The sequence below is a fragment of the Mesorhizobium sp. L-8-3 genome, assembly GCF_016756615.1.
In the GTDB taxonomy this organism is placed as follows: Bacteria; Pseudomonadota; Alphaproteobacteria; order Rhizobiales; family Rhizobiaceae.
The window spans coordinates 4,430,958-4,455,335 of sequence record NZ_AP023262.1; the positions used below are offsets into that span (position 1 = coordinate 4,430,958).

Annotated in this window: 24 protein-coding genes; 10 read left to right on the forward strand and 14 right to left on the reverse strand. The window is 64.9% G+C overall.

What is annotated here, in order from left to right; translation table 11 throughout:
- Positions 1-20 precede the first annotated feature (20 nt).
- The gene (locus JN302_RS20505; RefSeq protein ID WP_202304507.1) at positions 21-920 is read left to right on the forward strand and encodes a LysR substrate-binding domain-containing protein; all 900 of its coding nucleotides are present in this window, start codon (positions 21-23) and stop codon (positions 918-920) included.
- On the opposite strand, the gene JN302_RS20510 is transcribed toward JN302_RS20505, so the two are convergent.
- Together JN302_RS20510 and JN302_RS20515 are read right to left on the reverse strand one after the other, a co-directional pair.
- Complete coding sequence (locus JN302_RS20510) at positions 898-1,839, reverse strand: alpha/beta hydrolase (RefSeq protein ID WP_202328798.1); 942 nt, start codon at positions 1,837-1,839, stop codon at positions 898-900. The two genes, JN302_RS20505 and JN302_RS20510, sit on opposite strands and share 23 nt — an antisense overlap.
- A 353-nt stretch (positions 1,840-2,192) precedes the next feature.
- Positions 2,193-4,217 carry an ASKHA domain-containing protein gene (locus tag JN302_RS20515; RefSeq protein ID WP_202334377.1) on the reverse strand — a complete coding sequence of 675 codons (2,025 nt, stop codon included), beginning with the start codon at positions 4,215-4,217 and terminating at the stop codon, positions 2,193-2,195.
- A 395-nt stretch (positions 4,218-4,612) separates the two neighbouring features.
- Between JN302_RS20515 and JN302_RS20520 the strand changes: the two genes are divergently transcribed.
- A complete protein-coding gene (locus JN302_RS20520) occupies positions 4,613-4,921 on the forward strand; it encodes a GIY-YIG nuclease family protein (protein ID WP_202328799.1) in 309 nt (102 codons plus the stop codon).
- Between the two features lie 233 nt (positions 4,922-5,154).
- Here JN302_RS20520 and JN302_RS20525 read toward each other — a convergent pair whose 3' ends face one another.
- From JN302_RS20525 to JN302_RS20555, 7 genes are all read right to left on the reverse strand, one after another.
- The gene (locus tag JN302_RS20525) at positions 5,155-6,132 is read right to left on the reverse strand and encodes a methyltetrahydrofolate cobalamin methyltransferase (protein WP_202304513.1); all 978 of its coding nucleotides are present in this window, start codon (positions 6,130-6,132) and stop codon (positions 5,155-5,157) included.
- Positions 6,133-6,212: 80 nt separating this feature from the next.
- Entirely contained in the window at positions 6,213-7,313 is a 1,101-nt protein-coding gene (locus JN302_RS20530; protein ID WP_202304515.1) for a methylenetetrahydrofolate reductase, read from the reverse strand.
- On the reverse strand, positions 7,310-7,891 hold the full coding sequence (locus JN302_RS20535) for a methylenetetrahydrofolate reductase C-terminal domain-containing protein (protein ID WP_202304517.1): 582 nt from the start codon (positions 7,889-7,891) through the stop codon (positions 7,310-7,312). Before JN302_RS20535 ends, JN302_RS20530 begins: the two co-directional genes overlap by 4 nt.
- On the reverse strand, positions 7,884-8,186 hold the full coding sequence (locus JN302_RS20540) for a virulence factor (RefSeq protein WP_202304519.1): 303 nt from the start codon (positions 8,184-8,186) through the stop codon (positions 7,884-7,886). The genes JN302_RS20535 and JN302_RS20540 overlap by 8 nt, the downstream gene beginning before the upstream one ends.
- Positions 8,187-8,348: 162 nt before the next feature.
- A complete protein-coding gene (locus JN302_RS20545; RefSeq protein ID WP_202304521.1) occupies positions 8,349-9,005 on the reverse strand; it encodes an exopolysaccharide biosynthesis protein in 657 nt (218 codons plus the stop codon).
- Positions 9,006-9,087: 82 nt separating this feature from the next.
- Positions 9,088-9,666 (reverse strand): DUF4893 domain-containing protein, encoded by a 579-nt coding sequence (locus JN302_RS20550; RefSeq protein ID WP_202304523.1) that lies wholly within the window; start codon positions 9,664-9,666, stop codon positions 9,088-9,090.
- A 51-nt stretch (positions 9,667-9,717) separates the two neighbouring features.
- Positions 9,718-10,350, reverse strand: coding sequence for a DUF1638 domain-containing protein (locus JN302_RS20555; protein ID WP_202328800.1), 633 nt, complete (start codon positions 10,348-10,350; stop codon positions 9,718-9,720).
- Between the two features lie 60 nt (positions 10,351-10,410).
- Here JN302_RS20555 and JN302_RS20560 point away from each other — a divergent pair, with 60 nt between their 5' ends.
- On the forward strand, positions 10,411-10,545 hold the full coding sequence (locus JN302_RS20560; protein WP_202304527.1) for an entericidin EcnAB: 135 nt from the start codon (positions 10,411-10,413) through the stop codon (positions 10,543-10,545).
- Positions 10,546-10,647: 102 nt separating this feature from the next.
- Here the strand turns inward: JN302_RS20560 and JN302_RS20565 are convergent, their stop codons facing one another.
- On the reverse strand, positions 10,648-11,346 hold the full coding sequence (locus JN302_RS20565) for a corrinoid protein (RefSeq protein WP_202304529.1): 699 nt from the start codon (positions 11,344-11,346) through the stop codon (positions 10,648-10,650).
- A gap of 268 nt (positions 11,347-11,614) precedes the next feature.
- Between JN302_RS20565 and JN302_RS20570 the strand changes: the two genes are divergently transcribed.
- Both JN302_RS20570 and JN302_RS20575 read left to right on the forward strand, forming a co-directional pair.
- Positions 11,615-13,189 (forward strand): trimethylamine methyltransferase family protein, encoded by a 1,575-nt coding sequence (locus JN302_RS20570; protein WP_202304531.1) that lies wholly within the window; start codon positions 11,615-11,617, stop codon positions 13,187-13,189.
- Positions 13,190-13,281: 92 nt separating this feature from the next.
- Positions 13,282-13,995 carry a hypothetical protein gene (locus JN302_RS20575; RefSeq protein ID WP_202328801.1) on the forward strand — a complete coding sequence of 238 codons (714 nt, stop codon included), beginning with the start codon at positions 13,282-13,284 and terminating at the stop codon, positions 13,993-13,995.
- On the opposite strand, the gene JN302_RS20580 is transcribed toward JN302_RS20575, so the two are convergent.
- Entirely contained in the window at positions 13,992-14,975 is a 984-nt protein-coding gene (locus JN302_RS20580; RefSeq protein WP_202328802.1) for an SH3 domain-containing protein, read from the reverse strand. The two genes, JN302_RS20575 and JN302_RS20580, sit on opposite strands and share 4 nt — an antisense overlap.
- Before the next feature lie 206 nt (positions 14,976-15,181).
- Between JN302_RS20580 and JN302_RS20585 the strand changes: the two genes are divergently transcribed.
- The 3 genes from JN302_RS20585 (at position 15,182) to JN302_RS20595 (ending at position 18,670) form a co-directional block, all read left to right on the forward strand.
- Positions 15,182-15,916 carry a dienelactone hydrolase family protein gene (locus tag JN302_RS20585; protein WP_202304537.1) on the forward strand — a complete coding sequence of 245 codons (735 nt, stop codon included), beginning with the start codon at positions 15,182-15,184 and terminating at the stop codon, positions 15,914-15,916.
- 160 nt (positions 15,917-16,076) lie between these two features.
- Positions 16,077-16,637, forward strand: coding sequence for an RNA polymerase sigma factor (locus JN302_RS20590; RefSeq protein WP_202334378.1), 561 nt, complete (start codon positions 16,077-16,079; stop codon positions 16,635-16,637).
- A 2-nt stretch (positions 16,638-16,639) separates the two neighbouring features.
- A complete protein-coding gene (locus tag JN302_RS20595) occupies positions 16,640-18,670 on the forward strand; it encodes a VWA domain-containing protein (RefSeq protein WP_202328803.1) in 2,031 nt (676 codons plus the stop codon).
- Positions 18,671-18,802: 132 nt separating this feature from the next.
- Here JN302_RS20595 and bmt read toward each other — a convergent pair whose 3' ends face one another.
- Together bmt and JN302_RS20605 are read right to left on the reverse strand one after the other, a co-directional pair.
- Positions 18,803-19,807 carry a betaine--homocysteine S-methyltransferase gene (bmt, locus tag JN302_RS20600; protein WP_202304541.1) on the reverse strand — a complete coding sequence of 335 codons (1,005 nt, stop codon included), beginning with the start codon at positions 19,805-19,807 and terminating at the stop codon, positions 18,803-18,805.
- Positions 19,808-19,893: 86 nt separating this feature from the next.
- Positions 19,894-20,733 carry a helix-turn-helix domain-containing protein gene (locus tag JN302_RS20605; RefSeq protein ID WP_202304546.1) on the reverse strand — a complete coding sequence of 280 codons (840 nt, stop codon included), beginning with the start codon at positions 20,731-20,733 and terminating at the stop codon, positions 19,894-19,896.
- A gap of 218 nt (positions 20,734-20,951) precedes the next feature.
- Between JN302_RS20605 and JN302_RS20610 the strand changes: the two genes are divergently transcribed.
- Both JN302_RS20610 and JN302_RS20615 read left to right on the forward strand, forming a co-directional pair.
- A complete protein-coding gene (locus JN302_RS20610) occupies positions 20,952-21,956 on the forward strand; it encodes a fatty acid desaturase (protein WP_202334380.1) in 1,005 nt (334 codons plus the stop codon).
- 64 nt (positions 21,957-22,020) lie between these two features.
- A complete protein-coding gene (locus tag JN302_RS20615) occupies positions 22,021-22,818 on the forward strand; it encodes a phosphate/phosphite/phosphonate ABC transporter substrate-binding protein (RefSeq protein ID WP_202304550.1) in 798 nt (265 codons plus the stop codon).
- Positions 22,819-22,867: 49 nt separating this feature from the next.
- On the opposite strand, the gene JN302_RS20620 is transcribed toward JN302_RS20615, so the two are convergent.
- Entirely contained in the window at positions 22,868-24,223 is a 1,356-nt protein-coding gene (locus JN302_RS20620; protein WP_202328805.1) for a M24 family metallopeptidase, read from the reverse strand.
- Positions 24,224-24,378: the final 155 nt, after the last annotated feature.

Here is a 24,378-nt window from a genome sequence, read left to right on the forward strand (position 1 = left end):
AAAATTGAAGAGTGTCCGTGATGACCGCGCCACTGAACCATCCTCTGCCGCTGCTCGACCTGGATGTGCTGCGCACATTCGTCGCCATCGCCGAAACCGGCAGCTTTACCTCGGCAGCCAACGCCGTGTTCCGCACGCCGTCGGCTGTCTCCATGCAGATCAAGAAGCTGGAGGACATCCTTGGGCGCGCGGTCTTCTCGCGCGACGCACGCTCGGTCTCGCTGACGACCGAAGGCGAGATGTTGCTCGGCTATGCCCGGCGCATGCTGGCCATCAACCGCGAGGCGGTGTCGAAATTCATAGTGCCCGACATCACCGGCGTGGTTCGGCTAGGTTCTCCCGACGATTATGGCGAGCGGGTCCTGCCGCACGTGCTTAAGCGCTTTGCGCAGTCGCATCCTTCGATCGCGGTGGATGTCGTCATCGACCAGAGCAGCAACCTGCGCCGCCGCATGGACGACCGCACGCTCGACATCACGCTGCTCACCAACTCCTTCAAGGTGAGCATGGAGGGGACGGAGATCCTGCTCACGGAGCCGATCGTCTGGGCCGGCGCGAAGGGCGGCTGTGCGCATCTGCGCGAGCCGCTTCCGGTTTCGCTGTGGGAAGAAGGCTGCGCCTGGCGCGCCGGTGCGCTGGAGGCGCTCGGGCGGGAAGGGCGCAACTATCGGGTCGCCTATATGAGCGCCCACACGGCCGGGCAACGCGCCGCCATCTTGGCCGATCTCGCGGTCGCGCCGCTGCCGAAATCCTTCCTCGGCTCCGAGATGGTCGAACTCACGCCCAAGGACGGCATGCCCGACATCGGCACCTACAGCCTTGCCATGATCGTCGCGCCCGACGCCATCCCCCCGGTCAAGGCCGCCGCGGACCACATCCGTGCCGCGTTCGAGGTGTTCAGGGAGACGGGGCGGTTCTGACCGGGGCCGGCGTCGACTTTCCGGCCCCGCCGATATCGCCAAGGAAGGTGACCATGCGGTCGCGCGCGCGGCGGGCTTCGGGCATGTCGATCAGCGGCCAGACATGGATCATGCCGGGCTCCGAAACGAGATCCACATCGATGCCGGCGGCGCGCGCACGCTCGGCGAAGATAAGGCTGTCCGGATTGAGGATGTCGCGCGTCCCGGTGAAAAGCAGCGTCCTGGGCAACACTGACAGGTCGCCGTAGAGCGGACTGATGCGCCAGTCCGTCCGCTCGATGCCGGCACTGTAGAGGCGGACCGCCTCGAGCCCGCCTGGTATCCCCAGCCACGGATCGATGCGCTCGACCGCGTGCAAGGCGGGGTTGGCGAGCGTCATGTCAAGGCCGGGCGAGATCAGCACATGACGGGCGGGCGCCGGCAAGCCCTCCCGAACCGCCATCATGGTCAACACCACGGCCATGTTGCCGCCTGCCGAATCTCCCATGAAGACGATGTCGTTTTCCGGCGTCTCGTCGAGCATGCCGCGATAGACTTCGCCGACCATGCCGAACATGGCGTGAAAATCATGCTCGGGCGCCAGCGGGTAGACGGGAACCGTGATCCGCGCCCCGAGCCTCTCGGCCATCTCGGCGATCAGAGCCCAGTGAAATTTCGTGATTTCAAAGACATAGGCGCCGCCGTGAAGGTAGAGAATCCGCATGTCGCCAAACGTCTTCGGGGTAACCTCGTAGACCGGGAACCCTTGGACCTCGCGGCATGTCGTGGCGATCCGGGCCGCGATCTTCGGCGGGGGCCGATGGTCCTGCGTCCGGCGCGAACGGGCTATCCAGCGATGCAGCCCTTCGGGGCTGGTGAAGGCTTTCTTGCGGCTGTGCTTGAGGATGAAGGCGACGAAATGGCTTTTCAGGCTCGGCATGCAGTTTGTTCCATCGGCGCGGGATCTGCGGCTGTGGCGGGATCGCCGAGCCTGACTGACCTGTCGGGAAAGTCAACCGCCCCCCGGCGGATGGCTAGCCCCTCCGGCAAGCAGCGCCACCGGATTGGTCTCCGGTGGCGCCGAGCGCCCTGCCCAATGGCAGCCCCCGCCATGGTGCCCACGGACGCTGAGGTCGAGAATTAGCCAGTTCGAGGAAACAGCTTTCTGTCACGATGATGGGGCGGCCGTGTATCCGGACGATTGCGGCAGGGCACCAACCTTGGCCGTTTCTGTTACCGGGCTGAAACATTGGCGCGCCGCTATCGCGGAACTCCAAGCCTCGCAGGGTGCCGTCAACCTCTGCGCCGCGCCGCCCGTTCTTCGCGCGAGCGCCGGCGCGGCGCTCCGTCGCCGGGCTCGCCCGTCTCGGTTGCCGCCTTGCGTAGCGGAAGCTTCACCTGCTCGGTGAGCTTCGGGAATGGATCGACCTTGTTCGGCAGCGCCATGGCGTTGACGAAGAGTTGCTGGAAGTTGGGTTCGAGCGCCGTCTCGATCTTCTCGATGCGCGCGACTTCCGTCTCGATCTCGCGGCGATGGTTGCGGTTGAGCAGCGCCATGAGCGCCCCGGTGCCGGCCGCATTGCCGACCGCCTTCACTTCCGAAAGATCGCAGTCGGGGATCAGGCCGAGAACCATCGCATATTTCGGATCGATGAACGAACCGAATGCGCCGGCGAAGCGGATGATGTCGACGTGATCGATGCCCTGTTTTTCCATCAAGAGCTTCACGCCGGCATAGAGCGCTGCTTTGGCAAGCTGGATGGCGCGAACGTCGTTCTGCGTGACCGTGATGCGCGGTTCGCCGTCGCGAAGCAGGTAGGAGAAGGTGCGGCCGTTCTGGATGATGCGTGGGCTTCTTTCGGCGAGCGCGCCGTCGACGACGCCGTCTTCGGAGATGATCCCGGTGAGATACATCTCGGCGACGACCTCGATGATGGCGGAACCGCAGATGCCGGTGACGCCTGTCGCGGCGGCAGCGGCCTCGAAGCCTTCCTCGTCGGACCACTTGTCGACGCCGATGACCCGGAACTTCGGCTCCAGCGTCTCGGGATCGATGCGCACGCGCTCGATCGCGCCGGGGGCAGCGCGCTGGCCGGAGGAGATCTCCGCGCCTTCGAAGGCGGGTCCGGTCGGCGAGGAGGCCGCCACCACGCGCGTGCTGTTGCCGAGCACGATTTCGGCATTGGTGCCGACGTCGACCAGCAGCATCATCTTGTCCTGGCGATATGGGCCTTCCGACAGCGTCGCGCCGGCCGCGTCGGCGCCGACATGACCGGCGATGCACGGGAGCATGTAGAGGCGCGCGCCGCGATTGACGGCAATATCCACCTCATGCGCCCAGTACTGCAGCGAGCCCGAGACGGCGAGCGCGAAGGGAGCCTGGCCGAGTTCGGTCGGGTCGATGCCGAGGAACAGATGGTGCATGATCGGATTGGCGACGAAGACACAGTCGAAGATGTCTTCGCGATTGACGTCGCCTTCCGCGCAGACCTTGCCGATCAGCGTGTTGACCGCCTCGCGCACCGCCTTGGTCATGGCCTCGCGGCCGTCCGGGTTCATCATCACATAGGACACGCGGCTCATCAGGTCTTCGCCGAAGCGGATCTGCGGGTTCGACGTGCCGGAGGAGGCCGCGATGCGCCCTGAGAGCAACGACACCAGATGCATCGCGATCGTGGTCGATCCGATGTCGCAGGCTATGCCGTAAGCTTCGTTCTTCAGCCCCGGGAACAGGCCGATAATGAAGGGGCGGGAGGTGTCCATATCGCGATGGATGGCAGCGGTGACGCCCCAATTGCCCTTGCGCAGGATCGACTGTACCTGCGGGATCAGGTGCGGGGCGATCAGCAGGTCCTTCCAGCCCCAGTCCTTCTCCAGCATTGCCTTCAGCCGGTCGAGATCGCCGAGCGGCTTGTGCATGTCCGGCTCGTCCACTTCGACATAGCAGAGCTGGACGGCGGCGTTGCGCTCGATCACGCGGTCGGTCGCCGCCTTGCGCACGACCTGGGCGTTGATGACCGTGTCCTGCGGCACGTCGACGACAAGATCGCCCTCGACCGTCGCCGAGCAGGAGAGGCGGCGGCCTTCCGGCAGGCCGCGGACGCGCTCGTAACGCTCTTCCTTTGCTCCCTTGGGAGATATGTGCTCGAGCGAGGAGACGATCTTGTGCTTGGCGAAATTGCCTTGCTGCACCTCGATCTGGCAACGTCCGCAGGTGGCGCGCCCGCCGCACACGCTCTCGACATAGACGCCGAGGGAACGTGCCGCGTCGAGGATGGGCGTGCCTCTCGGGAACCGCCCGCGCTTGCCTGACGGCATGAACAGGACGAGCGGGTCGGTGATGTTGGGGGGAGGGTTCAATTTGGTGCCTCCTTCGAGGCTCGCTTCGCTCGCTCCTCAAGGTGAGGAAGGTCGGCGCGTTTTATTTTGTCCTCAAGGCGAGGAGATTGGCTCGCTTTTTTTGGCCGAGGGTACGGGAGTGCGTCCTTCGAGGCTCGCTTCGCTCGCACCTCAGGATGAGGAAGGTGTGCGCTTCTTGATCCCATCTCAGGATGGGGGAGTGCAGTGTGCCGACCGTCCTCATTCTGAGGTGCGAGCGAAGCGAGCCTCGAAGGACGCACCAGATCGTTGAAACGCCGACACGTTGTCATTCGATGCGTGCTCGTGGCAGAATTTCTCCTGGAAGCTGGGCGAGTTTCCAAGGGGGGAGCCTGATGCCGTTTGAGATGACCGTCTACATTCTCCGCTGCGCTGACGATTCCTACTATGTCGGGTCGACCAAGCAGGCTGTCGAGGCACGCGTTTGGGAACACAACAACCTGCCTATCGACGGCTACACCACGAGGCGGCGCCCCGTTGAGCTCGTGTTCACGGAAACCTACGACCGCATCACCGATGCGATCGCGCGTGAGCAGCAGCTGAAGGGATGGTCGCGACGCAAGAAAGAAGCGCTTATCGCGCTTGCCTACGAATCTCTGCCGGAGCTTTCTCGTCGTGGCCACCTTGTCGCCAAGGCCCCTTAGGCTGTTCAGCAAATAAGGTGGTGGGTCCTTCGAGGCTCGCTTCGCTCGCTCCTCAGGATGAGGGAAGTTGCGGCCCGGCATTTTGGATCCGCCAACCCTAGATGTTGGGAGCAACCCTACCGTCGTCCTGACTGTTCGGACGGGCCGAGTTCTCCAAGTAGCGGACGCAGTGCGCCTTCCGTCCTCATCCTGAGGAGCGAGCAAAGCGAGCCTCGAAGGACGCACCACTTCATCTACCCTCTCGCCAGCCGCGCCTCGCGGCCGCCGCGGCGCCGTCCGCCGTTGCCGGCGGCGGCGTCGCCGGGCGTGTTGACCGCGACCGGGGCAGGGGCTGCATGGCCGCCTTCGGCCGGTTTGTAGTCCTTGTAGGTCTTGATCCAGGTCGTGCAGTGCTCGTCCGTGCCGGCCAGGACGTTGGCGCCGCGCACTGCTTCCATTTCCTGGGGGCGGCAGGGATTCATGATGGCGCTGGTCATGCCGGCGCCGATCACCATGGGGATGAAGGCCGCGTTGATGCCATGGCGGTGCGGCAGGCCGAAGGAGATGTTGGACAGGCCGCAGGTGGTGTTGACCTTCAGTTCCTCGCGCAGGCGGCGAAGCAGCGCGAAGACCTGGCGGCCGGCGTCGCCCAGCGCGCCGATGGGCATCACAAGCGGATCGACCACCACGTCATGCGCCGGGATGCCATGGTCGGCGGCCCGCTCGACGATCTTCTTGGCCACGGCGAAACGTACGTCCGGGTCCATAGAGATGCCGGTCTCGTCATTGGAGATCGCCACGACGGGCACGTTGTATTTCCTGACCAGCGGCAGGATCGCTTCGAGCTTCTCCTCCTCGCCGGTGACGGAGTTCACCAGGGGCCGGCCCTTGGCGACCTTCAGCGCGGCCTCGATGGCGGCTGTCACCGAACTGTCGATCGACAGCGGCAGGTCGACGAGTCCCTGGACGATCTCCAGCGTCCGGACGAGCAGCGCCGGCTCGGTCGCGTTGGGGTCCACGGCGGTCACGCCGGCATTGACGTCGAGCATGGTGGCGCCGGCTGCTGCCTGCTCCAGCGCGTCCTTGCGGACCGTGTCGAAATTGCCTGCCACCATCTCGGCCGCCAGCTTCTTGCGGCCGGTCGGGTTGATGCGCTCGCCGATGACGCAGAACGGCTGGTCGAAACCGATGATGATTTCCTTGGTCGCCGAGGCGACGATGGTACGGGTCATTATCCTCTCCGTGGGATATAAAGATTTCTTTATGTCTTTGTCTGGGCCCTATCAAGCAAGCTGCGCCGCCTGACACTCACTCAATGCGCGGTCTTCACCATGTCGATCTGGGACTCGGTAACGTTGTCATGCAGGATGTGGTCGAGCCGCTGGGCGACCACATGGTCGTCGCTGCGCGGTTCGCGCTTCCAGGGCCTTCGCCCTTTCAGCACGCCCGATTCGTCGACGATCTCGGCGACATATTCCTCCTGGCGGTAGGCCATCACATGGATGCCGGAAACGCCCTGGATCTCCTTCACCTCGTTGATGATGTCGATCGCCAGCTTCTTGCCTTCCTTCTTCTGGTCCTGCGCGCCTTCGAGCCGCTCGACCACCGCATCGGGGATGTGGATTCCCGGCACGTTGGAGCGGATCCAGCGGGCGGTTCTGGCCGATGCCAGCGGGCCGACGCCGACCAGGATGAAGCACTTCTCGGCATAACCGAGGTCGCGCACGCGCTTCATGTATTCGCGGAACATCGGCACGTCGAAGCAGTACTGGCTCTGTACGAACTGTGCGCCGGCGGCGATCTTTTTGCCCAGCCGGTAAGGCCGGAAATCGTAAGGCGGCGCGAAGGGGTTGATGGCAGCGCCGAGGAAAAGCTGGGGCGGCGTGGTCAACTTGCGGCCCGACAGGAATTTGCCGTTGTCGCGCATGATACGGACGGTCTCCAGCAGCGACATGCAGTCGAGGTCGAAGACGGGTTTCGCCCCGGGCTGGTCGCCTGCCTGCACGCCGTCGCCGGTCAGGCACAATATGTTGCCCACGCCCATGGCTGCCGCGCCCAGCACGTCGCCCTGTATGGCGATGCGGTTCTTGTCGCGGCAGGCGATCTGCATGATCGGCGCATAACCCATGCGGGTCAGCAGGGCGCAGATGCCTACCGACGACATGTGGCAGTTGGCGCCCGAGGCGTCGACCGCGTTGATGCCGTCGACCCAGCCGTCGAAGATCCTGGCGCGGTTGTAGACGTCTTCCGGGTCGGCGCTGTCCGGCGGGTTGAGCTCGGTCGTGACCGCGAACTCGCCGCGACGCAGCACCCGTTCCAGCCGGCCGCGCGAGGAATGGCCGGGCAAGGGTTCGAGCGGCAGGTGTATGCCTTCCGGATTCTCGTCGCGCTGGGGAGGGCGTTTCTCGATCATGCCGCGGTCCTGGCCTTGTCCTTTTCCGCGGCGGCGAGCGCGGTGACGCGCAGCCAGGCCGAGGTCTCGCGCAGTGACTGGTCGACCGGCTTCTGCACTGCGAGGATGTTGTCGCCATGGACCATGTTGCGCGACCCTTCCCAGGCCTTCACCCAGACGCAGGGCATGTCGGGCTCGACCTCGCAATTGCCATTGGCCCGCACACCGCCGCAGGGGCCGTTGCGCAACTGCTTCGGGCAGTTCATCGGGCAGGACATGCCGGTCGAGGAGAGCACGCATTGGCCGCACATGCGGCAGTCGAACATCAGGCCTTTGACCCGCTTCTCGACGAACGTCACCGGTCCTTCGACGCGCGCATAACCGATGCCCTTCCACAAGGGATGGAGCAGCAGGAACATGTCGGCGAAGTGGCCGTAGAACCATTCGAGCAATCGCGAATGCCGCACGGACCAGAGCCGCATCGTGTAGCGGCGCTGCACGCGCCTCTGCGGCGAGACATCAGCCGGCTTGTAGTCGGATTTGGGCGCCGCCTTCTTGACGAGCGTCGCCTGGGTCACCATCGGCTGGGTATCAGACATCTTCCTTGCCGCCTGCCTTGACCAGGGCGACCAGCCGCTCCCGGTCGTATTTCGCATCGAGCGCCTGAAAGGCCTTCTCCGCCTCCGCTTCGAGATCGTCGCCGACAGGCACGGGGTCGGCCTTGCGCCATTCGGCGAGATAGGCGTCGGTATCGCCGGCTCCGGTGCGCATGGCGCACATGTCGATCGCCTCGGTGAATCGCAGCGGCAGTTCGCGCTTGGCGCTCTGCCGGCCCTTCTTCACGATGACCTGGGCGGGGATATCACGCCAGTAGACGACAATGAGATCGGCCATTTGCTGCTCGTTTCGCTGTTTGTCGGAGCATTGCCGCAACGGGCCATGGCCCGCTTCTCATCGGACGACGCGGGTGCATTCAAAAGCGACGCGCGACAGTATCGCAAAAGGCAAATCCTGCGGCGTTCCGAAGTCTGGTGGCGAGGCGAGCCGATGGTCGGGCTAGAACATCCAGCCGAGCGCGGCGTGGGTGGCGACGCCCGCGGCGCCGACCACGAAGAAGGTCACCGCGAGCGCGGCGATGCCGACCGCGCCGCCGATCGCGAGCAGGATGCCGTCGCGCTCGACCAAAGAGAGGCCGAGCAGCGCGGTGGTGCAGGCCGGCAGCCAGTTGCCGAACGGGATCGGCAGCGTCACCACGATCGCCATTATGAGCGCGACGAAGCCGACGACACGCTCGCCGCGGCGCCGCCAGAACGGCCAGTAGCGAGGGCGGATCACATCTTCCAGCCGCACCAGCCGTGGCACCGCCCAGTCGATGACCGTGCGGAACTGCTCGGCCGAGATCGATCGGTTCATCACGAAGCCGGGCAACCAGGCCCGCCGGCTGCCCAGCGTCATCTGCGCGGCCACGATGACCATGGGCAGGCCGAGCACGGCCGAAGCGCCGGGCGGCAGCGGGATCATGTTGAAGGCGGCGAAAAGCACCAGCAGGGCCGCGAAGCTGCGGTCGCCGAGGCCGTCGCGGATGCTCGCCAGAGACACGCGACCTTCAGCCTCACGGGCGATCTTTTCGAAGATCTGCGACAGGCGTCGAGGTCGACGCCGTCGCGGCGCGCCTATCCCGTCGCCTTCATGTCCGGCGATCTCCTGCCTCATGCAGTGCTGCCCCAGCCCCGATTTCCCACGCGATGCCTGCAAGCCTCACTATGGGCGCGGCCGGTTAAACCTTGATGACGGGTCAGCGCCTGAACTCCAGCACATCGAGCGTGGATTCATATTCCGGCAGGGGCAGTTCGATGCGCCATTCGCTCGGGCCGGTGCGGACGGCATAGCCGACCTGATCGCTCTCACGGCCGCTCCCATAGGGTTTGGCGGGGTCTCCGGCCACGTAGAAGGAGCCGAGATAGATGAGACGCGTGTCGCTTTCGGTATAGAAGCGCCCCTTGGTGCGTTGCGAGCCCGTCAGCTTCTCCAGCATCCAGCCGGAGCCGTCGTCGGTCACCTTGCACTTGAACCAACCATAGATCACCAGCGCGCCGAGCCCGCCGACCTTGACTGTGCGGCACTGCCAGTTCCCGGTCATATCGAAATCCGAGAAGGAGATTGGGGGCTTCGCCAGTATCTGGTCGAGAACGGCCACGTCTTGTGCGCCGCCGCCGGCCTTCGCCTCGGCGATGGCCTTGGTGCGGGCCGCCTCGTAACCGGCGAGCCGGGTCTTGTCGGCCGCGGTCATGATCTTGTCGACGACGCCGTCGGCGGCCGCGGGCAAGGGGACGAATGCCAGCAGCGCGGCGAACAGGCGGGTTCGGAAATCCATGCTTTGCCTCCGGGCGTTGGGCTGACGAAAAGGCCGTCGGCCCCTCGCTCGTCACCTCACCGCGGTGGCGGCCCGGTCGAGCGCCCTGGTCAGATCGCCATAGCCCGTCGACCTGCGCTCATAAGCGAGGCCCAGCATCTTTGCCGCATCTTCCGCCACCTTGTCGAGATCGGGGTCGTCCGTCTGCGCGAGAAAGACCAGCTTTTCGTAGTTGCCGAAATAGTCCTTCGCGAGTTCCGGATGCCGGTCGAGCCCTAGCGGCTTGATGAAGAACGCCTCGAACTGCCGGCACAGGAAGTCGGTCATATAGAAGACCAGCATATCGGCATCGCCCTGTGCCTCGAAGGCGGCGAGGCCCTGATAGAAGGCGAAGCAATGGGGGCCGGCAATCCGTTCCACGCCATGCTTTTCCAGGACGCGATCGAGCAGCCCGCCGGTACCGCAATCGCCGTAGCCAACAAAGACATGCTGGAACCCCTCGGCCCTGGCTTCGGCGATCGCCGTCTCCATGGCCGCCGGAATCCGATCCGGATGATAGTGCAGTTCGGCCGGCAGGCATTTGAGATCGAGGTGGTCGAGGCCGAGTTTCTCCTTAACCGCCAAAACCTCGCGGGCAATCATGCCGCAGGCAATGACGCGCAGGTCTCCCGGTCCGCGCGTCATGCCTTTGCCGCTTGCCTTCATCGAACTACTTTCGTACTGCCGCATTTCTCAATCTGAGCATATTCGCGAGGAGAACCGATGATGAGACTGTCCAGACTTGTCCCGATCGCCGTGATCGTCTCGGCATTGGCGCTTTCATCCTGCGCGAACACGGTTCGCGGTATCGGTAAGGATGTCAGGGCTACTGCAGACGCGGTCGCGGATTCAGTCGAGTAGCAGAGTGCGATCAAGTCCAAGTGCGGCATCGGGGCGCCGCGCCTCGTTCGACAATTCCTAGCGGCGCGCGCCTGACGGAACGCACGCCGCTTGGTTTCAAAGTCAGGCCGAAGCGCGCAGATTGTGCTTGCGATTGACGAAGTCCTTGGCTGTTTCCACCGCAACTGCGGCGTCGCGGCAATAGGCGTCGGCGCCGACGGCCCTGCCGAATTCTTCATTGAGCGGCGCGCCGCCCACCAGCACGATGTAGTCGTCGCGAATGCCCTTTTCCTTCATCGTGTCGATCACCACCTTCATATAGGGCATGGTCGTGGTCAGCAGTGCCGACATGCCGATGATGTCGGGCTGGTGCTCCTCGATGGCGTTCAGGTAGTTCTCGACCGGGTTGTTGATGCCGAGGTCGATCACGTCGAAGCCGGCCCCTTCCATCATCATGCCGACGAGGTTCTTGCCGATGTCGTGGATGTCGCCCTTTACGGTGCCGATCACCAGCTTGCCCTGCTTGGGTGCGCCGGTGGCGGCAAGCAGCGGACGCAGGATGGCCATGCCCGCCTTCATGGCGTTGGCCGACAGGAGCACTTCGGGGACGAACAGGATGCCGTCACGAAAGTCCTCGCCGACGATGCGCATGCCTTCGACCAGGGCCTCGGTCAGCACCTTGTAGGGCAACCAGCCGCGATCGAGCAGGATCTGCGTGCCTTCCTCGATCTCTTCCTTCAGGCCGTCATAGAGGTCGTCATGCATCTGCTGGACGAGCTCGTCGTCGGACAGCTCGGACAGGATGATCTCGTCGTCGGACATGAAGGGCTCCTCGGTGCCGCTTTGAAGGACGAAGTAAACGTAAGGTCTCGACCCAATATCTATTCGCAAGCCGTTCGTCGCCATAGCTGATTTGCGACTTCCTGCAAAACGAAAGCGACCGGAAGGCCGACGGGGAAGCCAATGGTTTTCTTGTCGATTTTGCGACACGGCTTGGCGCTGGCGGGCCGTTTCATCTAGGGTGCATGACTACGATCCCGGCAGTGGCCGCGGGCATCGGCCAAGCCATGATTTTCTAGGGAATACGACGATGGAACAGAAGTCGGCAGCCGATCAGGAAGCGACGGGCGGCAGGCGCGGCAGAGGCGATCGCGGCGGCGCCGCTGCGCGGCGCGCGGCCCGTTCGGGCGGCGGGCCGGGCCAGTCGCTCACCTATATCCGTCGCAAGGTCAAGGTCTACGAGGTGCTCGACGAGGACGGGCTCGCCCTGATCGAGAAAAACGCCGACACCGTGCTCGAAGAGATCGGCATCGAGTTTCGTGACGATGCCGAGGCCCTTGCCCTTTGGAAGGAGGCCGGCGCCGATGTGAAGGGCGAGCGTGTGCATTTCCCGCGCGGCCTGCCGCGATCGTTGCTGAAGAGCGCGCCGTCCGTCTTCACGCAGCATGCCCGCAACGCCGAGCGTTCGGTGCAGATCGGCGGCAACGCGACCGTGTTCGCGCCTGTCTACGGCCCTCCCTTCGTGCGCGATCTCGACGGCAATCGCCGCTATGCCACGATCGAGGATTTCCGCAATTTCGTAAAGCTCGCCTACATGGCGCCGTCGATCCATCACTCGGGCGGCACCTTGTGCGAGCCGGTCGACGTGCCGGTGAACAAGCGCCATCTCGACATGGTCTATTCGCATATGCGCTATTCCGACAAGCCGTTCATGGGGTCGGTCACGGCGCCGGAGCGGGCGGAAGACACCGTGGCGATGGCGAAGATCCTGTTCGGCGAGAAATTCGTCGAGGAAAATACCGTCATTATCAACCTGATCAACGCCAACTCGCCGATGGTCTTCGACGAAACCATGCTCGGCGCGGCTAAGGTCTATGCCCGCAACAACCAGGCGACGATCATCACGCCCTTCATCCTGGCCGGCGCCATGAGCCCGGTCACCGTGGCAGGCACTCTGACGCAAGTGTTGGCCGAGGTGCTGGCGGGCGCGGCCTTCACCCAGTTGATACGGCCGGGTGCGCCGGTTCTGTTCGGCACTTTTGCATCCTCGATCTCGATGCAATCGGGTGCGCCGACCTTCGGCACGCCTGAGCCGTCGCTGGTTTCCTATGGCGCCGCGCAGCTCGCCCGGCGCCTCGGCCTGCCGTTCCGCACCGGCGGCTCGCTTTGCGCATCCAAGGTTCCGGACGCGCAGGCCGCCTATGAGAGCGCCAACACGCTGAACTCCACCATCCTCGCGGGCACGAATTTCGTGCTGCACGCCGCCGGCTGGCTCGAGGGAGGGCTCGCATCCTGCTACGAGAAGTTCATGATGGACATCGATCAGCTCGGCATGCAGCAGAAATTCGCCGAGGGCGTGGACCTCTCGGAAAACGGCCAGGCGATGGACGCCATCCGGCAGGTCGGCCCGGGCAGCCATTTCCTCGGCTGCGACCACACCCAGGCCAATTTCCAGACGGCCTTCTACCGCTCCAGCATCGCCGACAACAATTCCTACGAGCAATGGCTGGCGGAGGGGGAAAAGACGGCACCGCAGCGCGCCAACGAACTCGCCCGCCGCTGGCTCGAAAGCTACGAGGCGCCGGCGCTCGACCAGGGTATCGACGATGGGCTGAAGGACTTCATCGCCAGGAAAAAGGAGTCCATGCCCGACGCCTTCACGTGAAGGGAGCCCGTGTCAGGCCGGGCTAAAGTGGCCGCGATCATCCATAAGGAAGTCTGGCGGAGTGCGTTCTCCGACCGGGGAGGGCGATAGCCTTGTCCGAGTGGGGAGGGACCGGCGAGGGCCTGCCGGGTGAAATCGCCTCGGCGCTTTCCGGCCACGGCCTCATTCTGCGCGGTGGCTTCGTGTTCGGCGAAGACGAAGCCAGGCCGCAGGGGCTATCAGGCGCGCCGGCGACCGCGGTGCTGCTCGTCGGCCAGGCCGGGGCAACCCATTGGCCGCATTTCCTGCGCTGGCGGCAGAGCCGGTCACGAGAGATTGCCGACCCGCTCGACAGCTGGAGCCGTGAGGCCATAGGCGCGGTCGCAGAGTTCTTCGGTGCGCGGGCGGTGCTTCCGTCGGACCGCCCCTATCTGCCGTTCCAGCAATGGGCGATGCGCGCCGAGGGGCTGAAGCCGTCACCGCTCGGAATCCTCATGCACCCGGACTATGGACTGTGGCACGCCTATCGCGGGGCGCTGCTGTTCGACGTCGCGGTCGCGATCGAGGCACCTCGCAATCCGATTCATCTTTGCGATCTATGTGTCGGAAAACCTTGCCTTAGGTCCTGCCCGGTCGATGCCCATTCCGAAGCCGGTTTCGCTTATGGCGACTGTCTTCGTCACGTCAGATCGCCTTCCGGCAACGCTTGCTTGACCGGGGGCTGCCTCGATCGCAACGCGTGCCCGCACGGACAGGGCCATCGTTACCCGGCGGAGCTCCAGGCCTTACACATGGCCGCCTTCGCAGGGGCAGCCGAAGAATTCTAGCGCCCGCCTCTGTTGGGATCGGTCCGGGTGGGCGCCACGATCTTCGGCTTGTTCTCCGCCGATTTCTGGGGCTGCGCCTGGGCGCTTGGCTGGCCGACGAAGCCCTTGTAGACGAAGCCGCGCCGGCCCTTGTAGACGACCTCGCACCAGGCCTTGCAGGCGACGATCCCGACGGAGGCATTGTCGGGGATGACCGCGACCACGGTGGCGCCGTTGGCTGCGCGGGCGCGCATCTTCACCGCGCTGGTGACGACGGCTGTGCTAGACGGCGCAGCACCGGTCGCGGCGGCGCCGGCAGGGGCTTTCCTTGGTGCCGGCCGCGCCTCGGCAGCCGGCTCGTCTGGAGTGATCGCTGCGGTCCGGGTCTCGTCCGGGACTTCAGGCGTGACCGGCGCTTCCGGCAGCGGTTGAGCCGCGGGTGGAGAGACGAGCGTCGCCGTATTTTCACCACCTGGCTGCATGGCCAGTGCGGCCTGGACGGCGGATGCAGCTGGAACCGTGGGGGCGAGCGCTTCGCCGACCTGTGCGCCGGAGGCGGCCGGAATCGGATCGTGTGCCGGGGTCAAGGTCTTCGCCCAGCGTGGGTCGTTCCCCTCCAGCGCTTCGACGTCGGATGAGATCGCTGCCAGCCCGGCCCGGGCTACCTGGCCCGATGCCGTGGTGTTGGACGCCATGCGCGCGTCGCGCTGGGGGCCCGCTGCTGGTGGCCGGGGCGCTGCGGCCTCCGGGCTTGTATCCTCGGCGGCCATCGCCGCGGGCACGGCCGCAGCGCGGATGTCACCGGCGGCAGCGGGCGGATCGGCGAACGGCGCAGTGAACAACGCGGCCAGGGCGCCGAGGCCGGCGAGTGCCGCCATCCCGGTCGCGCTCAGGATAAGGCGTTGCTTCCGAGGGGGCTGGCTATTTTCGGTGGGCTTGCTCCGGCGCGCCGCATCTTCGTGATAGGGCCGGGCCGCTTCCCCTGTGAACGGGCTCTTCAACTTACTCTCCACGCAAGACCGTTGTCTCACACCCCGCCAGTCGAGGGTTCTGCCGCGCGAATGTGGCGTTGCTGCGTCGAGATCGCGGCATTTATAGAAAATTTACCATTGCTGAGACGACGACAATCGCAAGGATGCACCTTGTGCTTGCCCCGCCTGCCGTCGACAGGCGACAAGACCGCAGTGGAGAGTCGAGGGAGCCCGCAATGACCAGGAAGGACATCGAAATCAGGACCGGGGACGGCGTGGCGAAAGGCGTCCTGTTCGGCCAGGCGACAAACGGGGCCGGAGTCATCCTCTACATGGATGCCTTCGGCCCGCGCCCCGCGCTCGACGCAATGGCGGAGCGGCTGGCGGGCGAGGGTTGTCTGGTGCTCGTGCCCGACCTCTTCTACCGCTTCGGGGCCTATGGCCCCTTCGATGCCAGGACCGCGTTCGGCGACGACAAGAAGCGGGCTGAACTGATGGCGCTGATCGGCGGGACGACGCAGGCCATGACCCAGGCCGATACCGCTCACTTCATCGCCGCGCTCACCGACGCAGGCGCGCACGGACGGCTGGGCGCGGTCGGTTACTGCATGGGTGGAGGGCGTGCGCTCAATGCGGCCGCCGCCCATCCCGATCGCATCGTTGCCGCGGCGAGCTTCCATGGCGGCAATCTCGCGACCGACGCGCCTGACAGCCCGGCGAACAATGCGGCGAAGATCAAGGCGCGGGTTTATGTCGGGGTCGCCGGCGTCGACCAGAGCTTTCCGCCCGAACAGTCGGCGAAGCTCGCCGAAGCGCTGCGCCGCGCCGAGGTCGACCATATCATCGAGAACTACGTCGGCATGCGCCATGGCTGGGCGGTTCCGGACCATGGCGTCTTCGACACGGCGGGGGCCGAAAGGCACTGGAAACGATTGACGACACTTTTCGCCGAGACGCTCCCCGCGAAGTAGCCGCCGACGCCGGACATGCCGGTCGCTTTCGTGAGGACGCAGCGTCCGGCGCCGCAAATGGTTGGCCGGCGAGGTGGGCGCCCACGCCGACATCACGGAACGGACTTTTTTGACCGAGCGCCCAAGGAATGACGACAAGCTTTCGTCCAACAGGCAAATGATGGCGACGATGCTGGACGAAGGCAGCGCGTCCGATGCCGATCTGGTCGGTTTGGCGCGCGAGGGAGACAGGCAGGCTTTCGGCGAACTCGTCGAAAGGCACTACGACTTTATCCATCGCGTCGCCTGGCGATGGTGCGGCAACAGCACCGACGCCGAGGACATCGCGCAGGAGGTCTGCGTGCGGCTCGGCAAGGCGATCAGGACCTTCAAGGGAGAGGGCGCGTTCACGACATGGCTCTACGCCATGACCTTGAACGCCGCTCGCGACATGAGGCGCAAGACGGTGCGCGAGGCGTTGAAGGCTGAAGCCTTCGGTGTTCACGCATTGATCTCCGGCGCGATCGCGCCCGTGCCGGACAGCGCGGCCGAGCGGCTCTGGGCGGCGGTCCGGCAGCTTTCCGACAAGCAGCGCGATGCCGTGCTGCTGGTCTATGGCGAAGGCCTCAGCCACTCGGCCGCGGCCGATGTGATGGCCTGCGCGGAAACGACGGTGTCCTGGCACGTCCATGAAGCGAAGAAGCGGCTGAAGGTGCTGATGCGCCATGCCGGGGAAGAGTGACCATGGTCAACGACAACGAACTCGATCTGCTGCGCACGATCTCCGTGCCGACGCCCGAGGCGAAGGCGCGCGCGCAGGCGCTTGAGGCGGCGCTTGCCGCCTATGACGGCAACCAGAATAGTTCGGAGGCGGCCCAAGGATCGGCCGCGAAGCTTCGTCTCATCGAGCGAGCAAGCAAGCTCTGGAGTGAGATGATGCAGAAGAAATTGGTTGCGACACCAGCAATCGCCGGTCTCGTGGCGTTGCCGATCGCCGGCTATGCGGCCTTCCATATCTTGAAAGAGAGCCCCTTCGTGCCGGCGGATGTGGCCGAGCAGACCACGTCGGAACCCCGGGAACAGGCGCTCGCCCGGCCCGCCCAGGTGAAGCGTGATCTCGATGCGGAGAGCAGGCAAGCGGTCGCCGAACTGCCGGCGCCGTCGAAGCCCGAGGCAGGTCCGGCGGAGATGGCGAACCAGGAGGCCGCGCCGGCCGATACTCTGGCGTCGGCGCCCGTGGTTCAGAGCGGCAATCGAGCCTTGTTCGCGCCCAGCACGGCGGTAGGAAAGATGGCCGTCCGCGAGATCGCGCCCGCGCCCGATATGCCGTCGCCGAAAGCGCAGGGCCGCGACCGGTTCGAGGCGTTCAAGTCCAACCCGATCCATTCGGCGGCGGAGGATCCGGTTTCGACCTTCTCCATCGATGTCGACACCGCCTCCTATTCCTTCGCGCGGCGTTCGCTGAAGGAGGGAATCCTGCCGGACCCCGACAGCATCCGCGTCGAGGAGATGATCAACTATTTCCCCTACGACTGGAACGGCCCCGAGGACGCCTCGACGCCGTTCAACACGACGGTCTCCATCATGCCCACGCCCTGGAACGAACACAGCAGGCTCATGCATGTGGCGATCAAGGGCTACGACGTGAAACCGGTCGAGCGGCCGAAGGCCAATCTCGTCTTCCTCATCGACGTGTCGGGCTCGATGGAGGAGCCCGACAAGCTTCCGCTGCTGCAGTCGGCTTTCCGCCTCCTGGTCGGCAAGCTCCAGCCCAATGACACGGTGTCGATCGTCACCTATGCGGGCGAGGCCGGGACCGTGCTGGCGCCGACCAAAGCGTCGGAGCGCGAAAGGATCCTGGCAGCGATCGACGATCTCCGCCCCGGCGGATCGACGGCAGGAGAAGCGGGCATCAAGGAAGCCTACCGGCTCGCCGAGCAGTCATTCGTGAAGGGCGGCGTCAACCGGGTCATGCTGGCGACCGACGGCGACTTCAATGTCGGACAAAGCGACGACATGGAGCTCAAGCGGCTGATCGAGGAGAAACGCAAGTCGGGCGTCTTCCTGTCGGTGTTCGGTTTCGGGCGCGGCAACCTCAACGACCAGATGATGCAGGCGATCGCCCAGAACGGTAACGGAACGGCGGCTTATATCGATACGCTTGCCGAAGCAGAGAAGGTGCTCGTGCAGGAGGCCGGCTCGACGCTCTTCCCGATCGCCAAGGATGTGAAGATCCAGGTCGAGTTCAATCCGGCCAAGGTCTCGGAGTACCGGCTCATCGGCTACGAAACGCGGGCGTTGAACCGCGAGGAATTCAACAACGACCGCGTCGACGCCGGTGAGATCGGTTCGGGCCATTCGGTCACCGCCATCTACGAGATCACGCCGAAGGGAGCGCCGCAGATAGTGGACGACCTGCGCTATGGCGCGGCGTCGACCGCCAATCCGGGCGGCATCCGGAACGCGGACGAATATGCCTTCGTGAAGATCCGATACAAGGCGCCCGACGGCGATGTAAGCAAGCTGATCACGACCCCGGTGACGGATGCCGACGCGGTAGCATCCTTCGATGCGGCCGGCGTCGACCAGCGCTTCTCGGTCGCGGTCGCCGCCTTCGGCCAGAAGTTGCGCGATGCCGATCAGCTCGCGTCGATGTCCTGGGAGCGCATCATTGAATTGGCCGGCGCCGCGCGCGGTTCCGACCCCTATGGCTATCGCGCGGAGTTCCTGTCGCTGGCGAGGCTCGCTTCGGCACTGTCAGGCGGAAATCGCTGATACGGCGAGGTTCCTGCGGCCAGAAAGCAGAGCGGCGACGAACCTGGTCCGTCGCCGCTCAATTGTTTAGGGATGAAGAACAAGTCGCCGGGGCAGGCTTCCGCAACGGAGCTGCGCCACGAAGGCTGAGGGTCAGGCCCTTGCGCGGCGACGCTCGCGGCGTGGTTCGCCACCGTCTGCTGCCGTCTTGTTGCGCAACGGTCCGATGTATTCCACGATTGTTTCGAGGGTGGGGCGGCTCGCCTTGGTATGGGCGTCGAGCGCGTGGCGCATCGCTGCCAGATGCGCGAAAGACGTGCCGCAGCAGCCGCCGATGATCCTGGCGCCGCCGTCGACCGCGAGGCGCACATAGTCCGACATCAGTTCGGGGGTGCCGGAATAGTGGATCTCGGATCCACGGAATTCCGGGATGCCGCAATTGCCCTTGACGATGACGGTCGCCTCCGGCTTGGCAGCCGTCATGTCGAGCAGCGAAGCCAGGATGTCGGCCGCGCCCACGCCGCAATTGGCGCCGACGCCGATCGGGGCGGCCGAAAGGCCTTCCGCCACGCCGTGGATGTCCTTGGGCAGCAGGCCCATCATGGTGCGGCCGGCGGTGTCGAAGGAACCGGTATAGGTGTAGGGCAGGCCGACGCGGATCGCGGCTTCCGCCGCAGCGCGGATTTCATCCGGCGCGGACATGGTCTCGATCCAGGCGACCTCGGCGCCGCCGGCCTTGAGCCCTTCGATCTGCTCGGCGAAGGCCTCGACAGCCTCTTCGTAGGTCAACGCGCCGAGCGGCACCAGCAGTTCACCGGTTGGGCCGACGGAGCCGGCCACGATGACCCTGCGGCCTGCCTTGTCGGCCACCGAACGGGCGATTTCGGCCGCACGCTTGTTGAGCTCGTGCACGCGATCCTGCGCATGGTGCAGCTTCAGCCGGTGGCGGGTGCCGCCGAAAGAGTTGGTGAGGATGATGTCGGCTCCGGCGTCTACGAAACCCTGGTGCAGGGCGGCGATCTTCTCGGGCGCCGCCTCGTTCCAGAGCTCGGGCGCCTCGCCGGCCTCCAGGCCCATGGCGAAGAGGTTGGTGCCGGTTGCGCCGTCGGCCAGAAGCACGCCCTTTTCCGCAAGGAGCGCATCGATTGGATTGTTCATCGGGAGATTGCCTTAGCTCAAACTGAGATAAGCATATAAAGAAGTCTTTATATGTAGTCAATGTCCAGGGTTGGGAAAACGACGGTTCAGCGGGTCACGGCCAATGAAGCGGCGAAGGACGCAGCCTCATGCGCGTTGACGTCGGCAGCGCGGATCAGATTGTCGAAATGCCTGGTCAGCGTATGGATCGGCTGCGTGGCGTTCAGCACGAGATACATGTCGCCGACATAAATGGCGGCACGCAGTGACCCGAAGATCGTATAGGGGATCGAATAGCGCATGCGCCCGTCATAGAGATAGAGGCGGAAGCTCGGATAGAGATCGTCCAGCAGCCGGGCCATGTGGGCGAGTTGTTCGGCGCGGAGATCGGCTGGAAAGCGGTCCCACACGCCGAGGCCGCGCGCGAAGATATCGAGCGTGTGGCGCGGCATGCATACTTCCATGTCGGTCTCGGGCCGGCGGCTGTAGTCGATGCGGTATTGCGTCTCGCCGAGTTGGGCCTCGCGGCTCTTGTTCGAAATGCCTGCCTCATAGTCGATCAGCGCATCGGTTCTCAGAAGGTCAGGGATGCCGGCCGGCACATAGCGGATCTTGGTGCCCGCAGCCTCCGCATGCCACTTGGCGATGAGCGTACGCTCGAAGCCGCCGGAGGCCTCCTCGATCTCGAGGCTTTCCCTGATCTCGCCGGTCAGGCCTTCGTCCTGGCTGAGGCCGAGCAGCCAGTCGAGCGAGACCTTGTGCTCGGAAGCTATGTTGAGCAGCGTCTCGGCCCGGGGCAGGCGGGTCGAGGTGCCTGAGAGGAGCTGGGACAGGGCCGACCGGTCTATGCCGACCTCGGCCGCGAAGGCGGACTGATTGACGCCGGCGCGCTGGATGAGGGTCTTGAGTCTCTCACGGAAGACACTTGAAAGATCGCGCTTGTCCACGTGTGCTCGCCTCCAGGAAAAAAATACCGGGATTGGTCGGAATACCGACTAAGGAGGAGCATCGGAATCCTCCCAAGTGTTTACAACACACAACATCTGTATTCCAAGCAGCGCAATATAAACATTTTATGCGCATTGTCGCATTGCACGCAACGAAAGCTCCTGACACCATGCTGTCAGTAACCAATGATTCCAGCAGTTTAGCGCGCACCAAGGGCATGGGCGAAGCAGGCAGACGGCGGGCGCCGACGATAGAATGGCCGACAGTCTTGTTGGTCGTGGGTTGCTACGGCACCTGGGCCGCAACGGGTTTCCTGGTCTGGCCGCACCATCCGATCATCGCCCTCATCGCGCTCACGCTGACGTTGACGCTGCAGTCGTCGCTGATGCACGAAATCGTGCACGGGCATCCCACCCGCGATGCGCGCGTCAACGAGGCCTTCGTCTTCCTGCCGATCGGTCTGGTCTGGCCGTTCCGACGCTTCAAGAACCTGCATCTGCGTCACCATGCCGACGAAAGGCTGACCGACCCGTTCGACGATCCCGAGAGCTATTACAGGGCGCTCTGGCAGCATCGCGACCTCCCGAAGACGATGAAGCAACTGCTCAGGGCAAACAATACCATGGTCGGGCGATTCCTGGTCGGACCCTGGTTGTCGAGCATCGGCTTCGTCATCGGCGACTTCAAGCTGGCCGTCGAGGGCGACCGCGCCGTACGCCAGGCCTGGCTGCTGCACTGCGTCGGGCTCGCGCTCGTCGTGCCAGTCATCGTCTTCGGCTTCGGCATACCGCTCTGGCTCTATGTGCTGGTGCCGGTGTGGATCGGCCAGTCGCTTATTTCGATCCGCACCTACGCCGAGCATCAATGGTCCGAGCATCCCGAGGGTCGCACCATCATCGTCGAGCGCTCGCCGCTGTCCGTCCTGTTCCTCAACAACAATCTGCATTTCGTCCATCACAAGAACCCGACAGCGGCCTGGTACGACCTGCCCCGGCTGTTCCGCGAAAGGCGGGAGGAATGGATCGCCCGCAACAAGGGCTATGTCGTCCCCAGCTATCTCGCGCTGCTGAAGGACTATGCCTTCCGCGCCAAGGAACCCGTCGTGCACCCGATGCTGCGGCGAGCGCCCGAGACGGGGCGGGCCTTCAAGCCGCGCATCAGGGCGCGCACGGTACACGGCGCCGGCACTGCGCCGGTGCCGGCCGAGCCGCCGAAGGAGTGAGGGCGCCTCCCTCCGGCAGGTCGCTTCTCTTGCCATCTGCCCGCGGGCCGGTTGATATCCTGCCATGAACGAGTTCGTCGTCGCGCTTCCCATGTATGAATGGCCCGAGACCCGGCACGAAACGGATGCCGAGTGGGCGCGGCTCCGCGCGGCGTTCCGCGAGGCCGGAATCGCGGCGCCGGAACCTCTGGTTCGGCGCAACGCCGACCTTCCTCCCGTGCCGGGCGGCATCCGCGACGCGAACGGGAACCCGCTCGCGCCCGATCCCGCAACCTTGCCGCCTGATGAACTCGATTTCCATGCGCTCTGGCTGCATCCACGACTGCTCTTCACCCAGACCTGCTGGGGGCCGATGGAACTCGGGCTGCAGGACCACGTCGCTGTCCTCGGCCAACCGAGCTATGGCAATATGGAAGGCGGGCAGGGTGCCCTCTATTCAAGCGCGATTCTGATGCTGCGGGGAGCCGGGCCGAGAATGCCGGCGCCGGCCGATGGCCAGCCGTCCATCCCGCTCGATCTCATGCGTGGAAAGCGGCTCGCCTACAATGGCAATGATTCCATGTCGGGGATCATCGCACTCACCCGCGATCTCGGGGCATCGGGCGAGAGCCTGGACATCTTCTCGGAGCGCATCGCGACTGGTGCCCATCGTGCCTCGATCGTGGCCGTCGCCGACGGCCGCGCCGACGTCTGCGCCATCGACTGCCGGAGTTGGGACATGGCGCTCCGCCATGAGCCGCGCGCCGCCGACGTCGAAGTGGTGGGCTGGACGGGCAGGCGCAAGGGCCTGCCCCTGATCACGTCGAGGTCGACGCCGCCTGATGTCGTGGCTGCGTTGAAGCAGAGCCTCAGGCTGACATGAGCGAGCTCAGTCTTGATATGAGCGAAGCTCAGTCAGACATGAGCAAGGCTCAGTCAGACATGAGCCGCGGGTCGAGCGGGTAGGCCGACAGCTTCTCGTTGCCGTTTTCAGTGATGAGCACCTGCTCCTCGAGCTTCACGCCCTCGTGTCCGCCGAGCCGGCCGATATAGCTTTCGACGCAGAGCACCATGCCCGGCTCGAGCACGCCATCGGGCGTGTCGTCGGTCCAGTCGGCCGCATGCGGCAAAGTCGGATATTCATCGGCAAGGCCGACGCCATGGTAGAGCACGCCGTAGCGTGTCGCGAAGCAGTCAGGTGGCGGAACGCGCGAACGCTCGGCCAGGTCGCGGAACGTCGTGCCCGGCTTCATCAGTTCCGTGTTCTGGGCGATCTGATCGGCTGCGATGCGGAAGAGATCACGCTGCTCCTGCGTCGGGCCGACGTCGCCGCAGAGCCAGGTCCGCGAGAGATCGGCGCAGAAACCGTAGGGCCCGATCAGGTCGGTATCGAAGGCGACGAGGTCGCCCGCCTCGATGATCCGCGACGAGCATTCCTGGAACCACGGATTGGTCCGAGGGCCGGAGGACAACAGGCGTGTCTCGATCCATTCGCCGCCGCGGGCGATGTTGCCGCGGTGAAGCTCGGCCCAAAGCTCGTTCTCCGATATGCCTGGCCGCAATGCGGCTTCCATCTCGGCCATGGCCGCTTCGCACGCAACGATGGCGCGGCGCATGGCGAGCAGCTCGTCGGGCGATTTGATCAGCCGGGCACTCTCCATCACCGCCTCGCCATTGCCGATCGCGATGCCCAGGCGCGCGAGCTCGGATACGCCCTCGGGGTCGAGATGGTCGACCGCGAGGCGCCTGTTACCGCCGCCATGCTCCTTCACGAGATCGGCGATGCCGCCTGCCCAGCGTCGGACACGCTTATGAGTAAGTTCGCCGCCATAGAGAAAAAGCCATGGGACGGCCGGGCGAACCTCGTCGACCACACCTGTGTGATCGGAGAGATGCTCGCACGAAAAATAGTCGAACAGCACCACCGGGCCGTCCGTGGCGACGAAACAATGCCGCGTCGGATTATGCGCCACCCAGGACTGCATGTTGGTGGCGTCGGTGGCGTAGCGGATGTTGATCGGATCGTAGAGCAGGGCGCCGGCATAGTCGCGCCGCCTGAGTTCAGCCCGGATGCGTTCGAGCCGATAGCGGCGCATCGCTGGCAGATCGGGCGCGGCGATACCGGCGGCGCGCCATTCGGCTTCCGCAACGGCGCCGTAGCCCAGGACGTGCTGGTTGAGCCCCGCAGCCTTGTCGCGCGAGGCCTGCCGAAGCGCCTCGATCGAGCCCGGCTCGAAAGGCATGATCTTGCGGTGGCGGCCGAAGGTCGAGCGCGGGGCGTCGTTCATGGAAGCGCCCTGCCGCCAGTACCCCCCTCTGGCCTGCCGGCCATCTCCCCCTCAAGGGGGGAGATTAGCTGTCGCCACTGCCTGCACACATAGGCAGCGCTGCAGGAAAGTTTCCAGCGTCGCAACTGCCAATCTCCCCCCTTGAGGGGGAGATG

What these genes read in the sequence shown, in the direction of transcription:
- JN302_RS20505 (WP_202304507.1), top strand. Translation starts at nt 21, where the DNA reads ATGACCGCGCCACTGAACCATCCTCTGCCGCTGCTCGACCTGGATGTG.
- JN302_RS20510 (WP_202328798.1), bottom strand. Translation starts at nt 1,839, where the DNA reads ATGCCGAGCCTGAAAAGCCATTTCGTCGCCTTCATCCTCAAGCACAGC.
- JN302_RS20515 (WP_202334377.1), bottom strand. Translation starts at nt 4,217, where the DNA reads ATGCCGTCAGGCAAGCGCGGGCGGTTCCCGAGAGGCACGCCCATCCTC.
- JN302_RS20520 (WP_202328799.1), top strand. Translation starts at nt 4,613, where the DNA reads ATGCCGTTTGAGATGACCGTCTACATTCTCCGCTGCGCTGACGATTCC.
- JN302_RS20525 (WP_202304513.1), bottom strand. Translation starts at nt 6,132, where the DNA reads ATGACCCGTACCATCGTCGCCTCGGCGACCAAGGAAATCATCATCGGT.
- JN302_RS20530 (WP_202304515.1), bottom strand. Translation starts at nt 7,313, where the DNA reads ATGATCGAGAAACGCCCTCCCCAGCGCGACGAGAATCCGGAAGGCATA.
- JN302_RS20535 (WP_202304517.1), bottom strand. Translation starts at nt 7,891, where the DNA reads ATGTCTGATACCCAGCCGATGGTGACCCAGGCGACGCTCGTCAAGAAG.
- JN302_RS20540 (WP_202304519.1), bottom strand. Translation starts at nt 8,186, where the DNA reads ATGGCCGATCTCATTGTCGTCTACTGGCGTGATATCCCCGCCCAGGTC.
- JN302_RS20545 (WP_202304521.1), bottom strand. Translation starts at nt 9,005, where the DNA reads ATGAGGCAGGAGATCGCCGGACATGAAGGCGACGGGATAGGCGCGCCG.
- JN302_RS20550 (WP_202304523.1), bottom strand. Translation starts at nt 9,666, where the DNA reads ATGGATTTCCGAACCCGCCTGTTCGCCGCGCTGCTGGCATTCGTCCCC.
- JN302_RS20555 (WP_202328800.1), bottom strand. Translation starts at nt 10,350, where the DNA reads ATGAAGGCAAGCGGCAAAGGCATGACGCGCGGACCGGGAGACCTGCGC.
- JN302_RS20560 (WP_202304527.1), top strand. Translation starts at nt 10,411, where the DNA reads ATGAGACTGTCCAGACTTGTCCCGATCGCCGTGATCGTCTCGGCATTG.
- JN302_RS20565 (WP_202304529.1), bottom strand. Translation starts at nt 11,346, where the DNA reads ATGTCCGACGACGAGATCATCCTGTCCGAGCTGTCCGACGACGAGCTC.
- JN302_RS20570 (WP_202304531.1), top strand. Translation starts at nt 11,615, where the DNA reads ATGGAACAGAAGTCGGCAGCCGATCAGGAAGCGACGGGCGGCAGGCGC.
- JN302_RS20585 (WP_202304537.1), top strand. Translation starts at nt 15,182, where the DNA reads ATGACCAGGAAGGACATCGAAATCAGGACCGGGGACGGCGTGGCGAAA.
- JN302_RS20590 (WP_202334378.1), top strand. Translation starts at nt 16,077, where the DNA reads ATGGCGACGATGCTGGACGAAGGCAGCGCGTCCGATGCCGATCTGGTC.
- JN302_RS20595 (WP_202328803.1), top strand. Translation starts at nt 16,640, where the DNA reads ATGGTCAACGACAACGAACTCGATCTGCTGCGCACGATCTCCGTGCCG.
- bmt (WP_202304541.1), bottom strand. Translation starts at nt 19,807, where the DNA reads ATGAACAATCCAATCGATGCGCTCCTTGCGGAAAAGGGCGTGCTTCTG.
- JN302_RS20610 (WP_202334380.1), top strand. Translation starts at nt 20,952, where the DNA reads ATGGGCGAAGCAGGCAGACGGCGGGCGCCGACGATAGAATGGCCGACA.
- JN302_RS20615 (WP_202304550.1), top strand. Translation starts at nt 22,021, where the DNA reads ATGAACGAGTTCGTCGTCGCGCTTCCCATGTATGAATGGCCCGAGACC.
- JN302_RS20620 (WP_202328805.1), bottom strand. Translation starts at nt 24,223, where the DNA reads ATGAACGACGCCCCGCGCTCGACCTTCGGCCGCCACCGCAAGATCATG.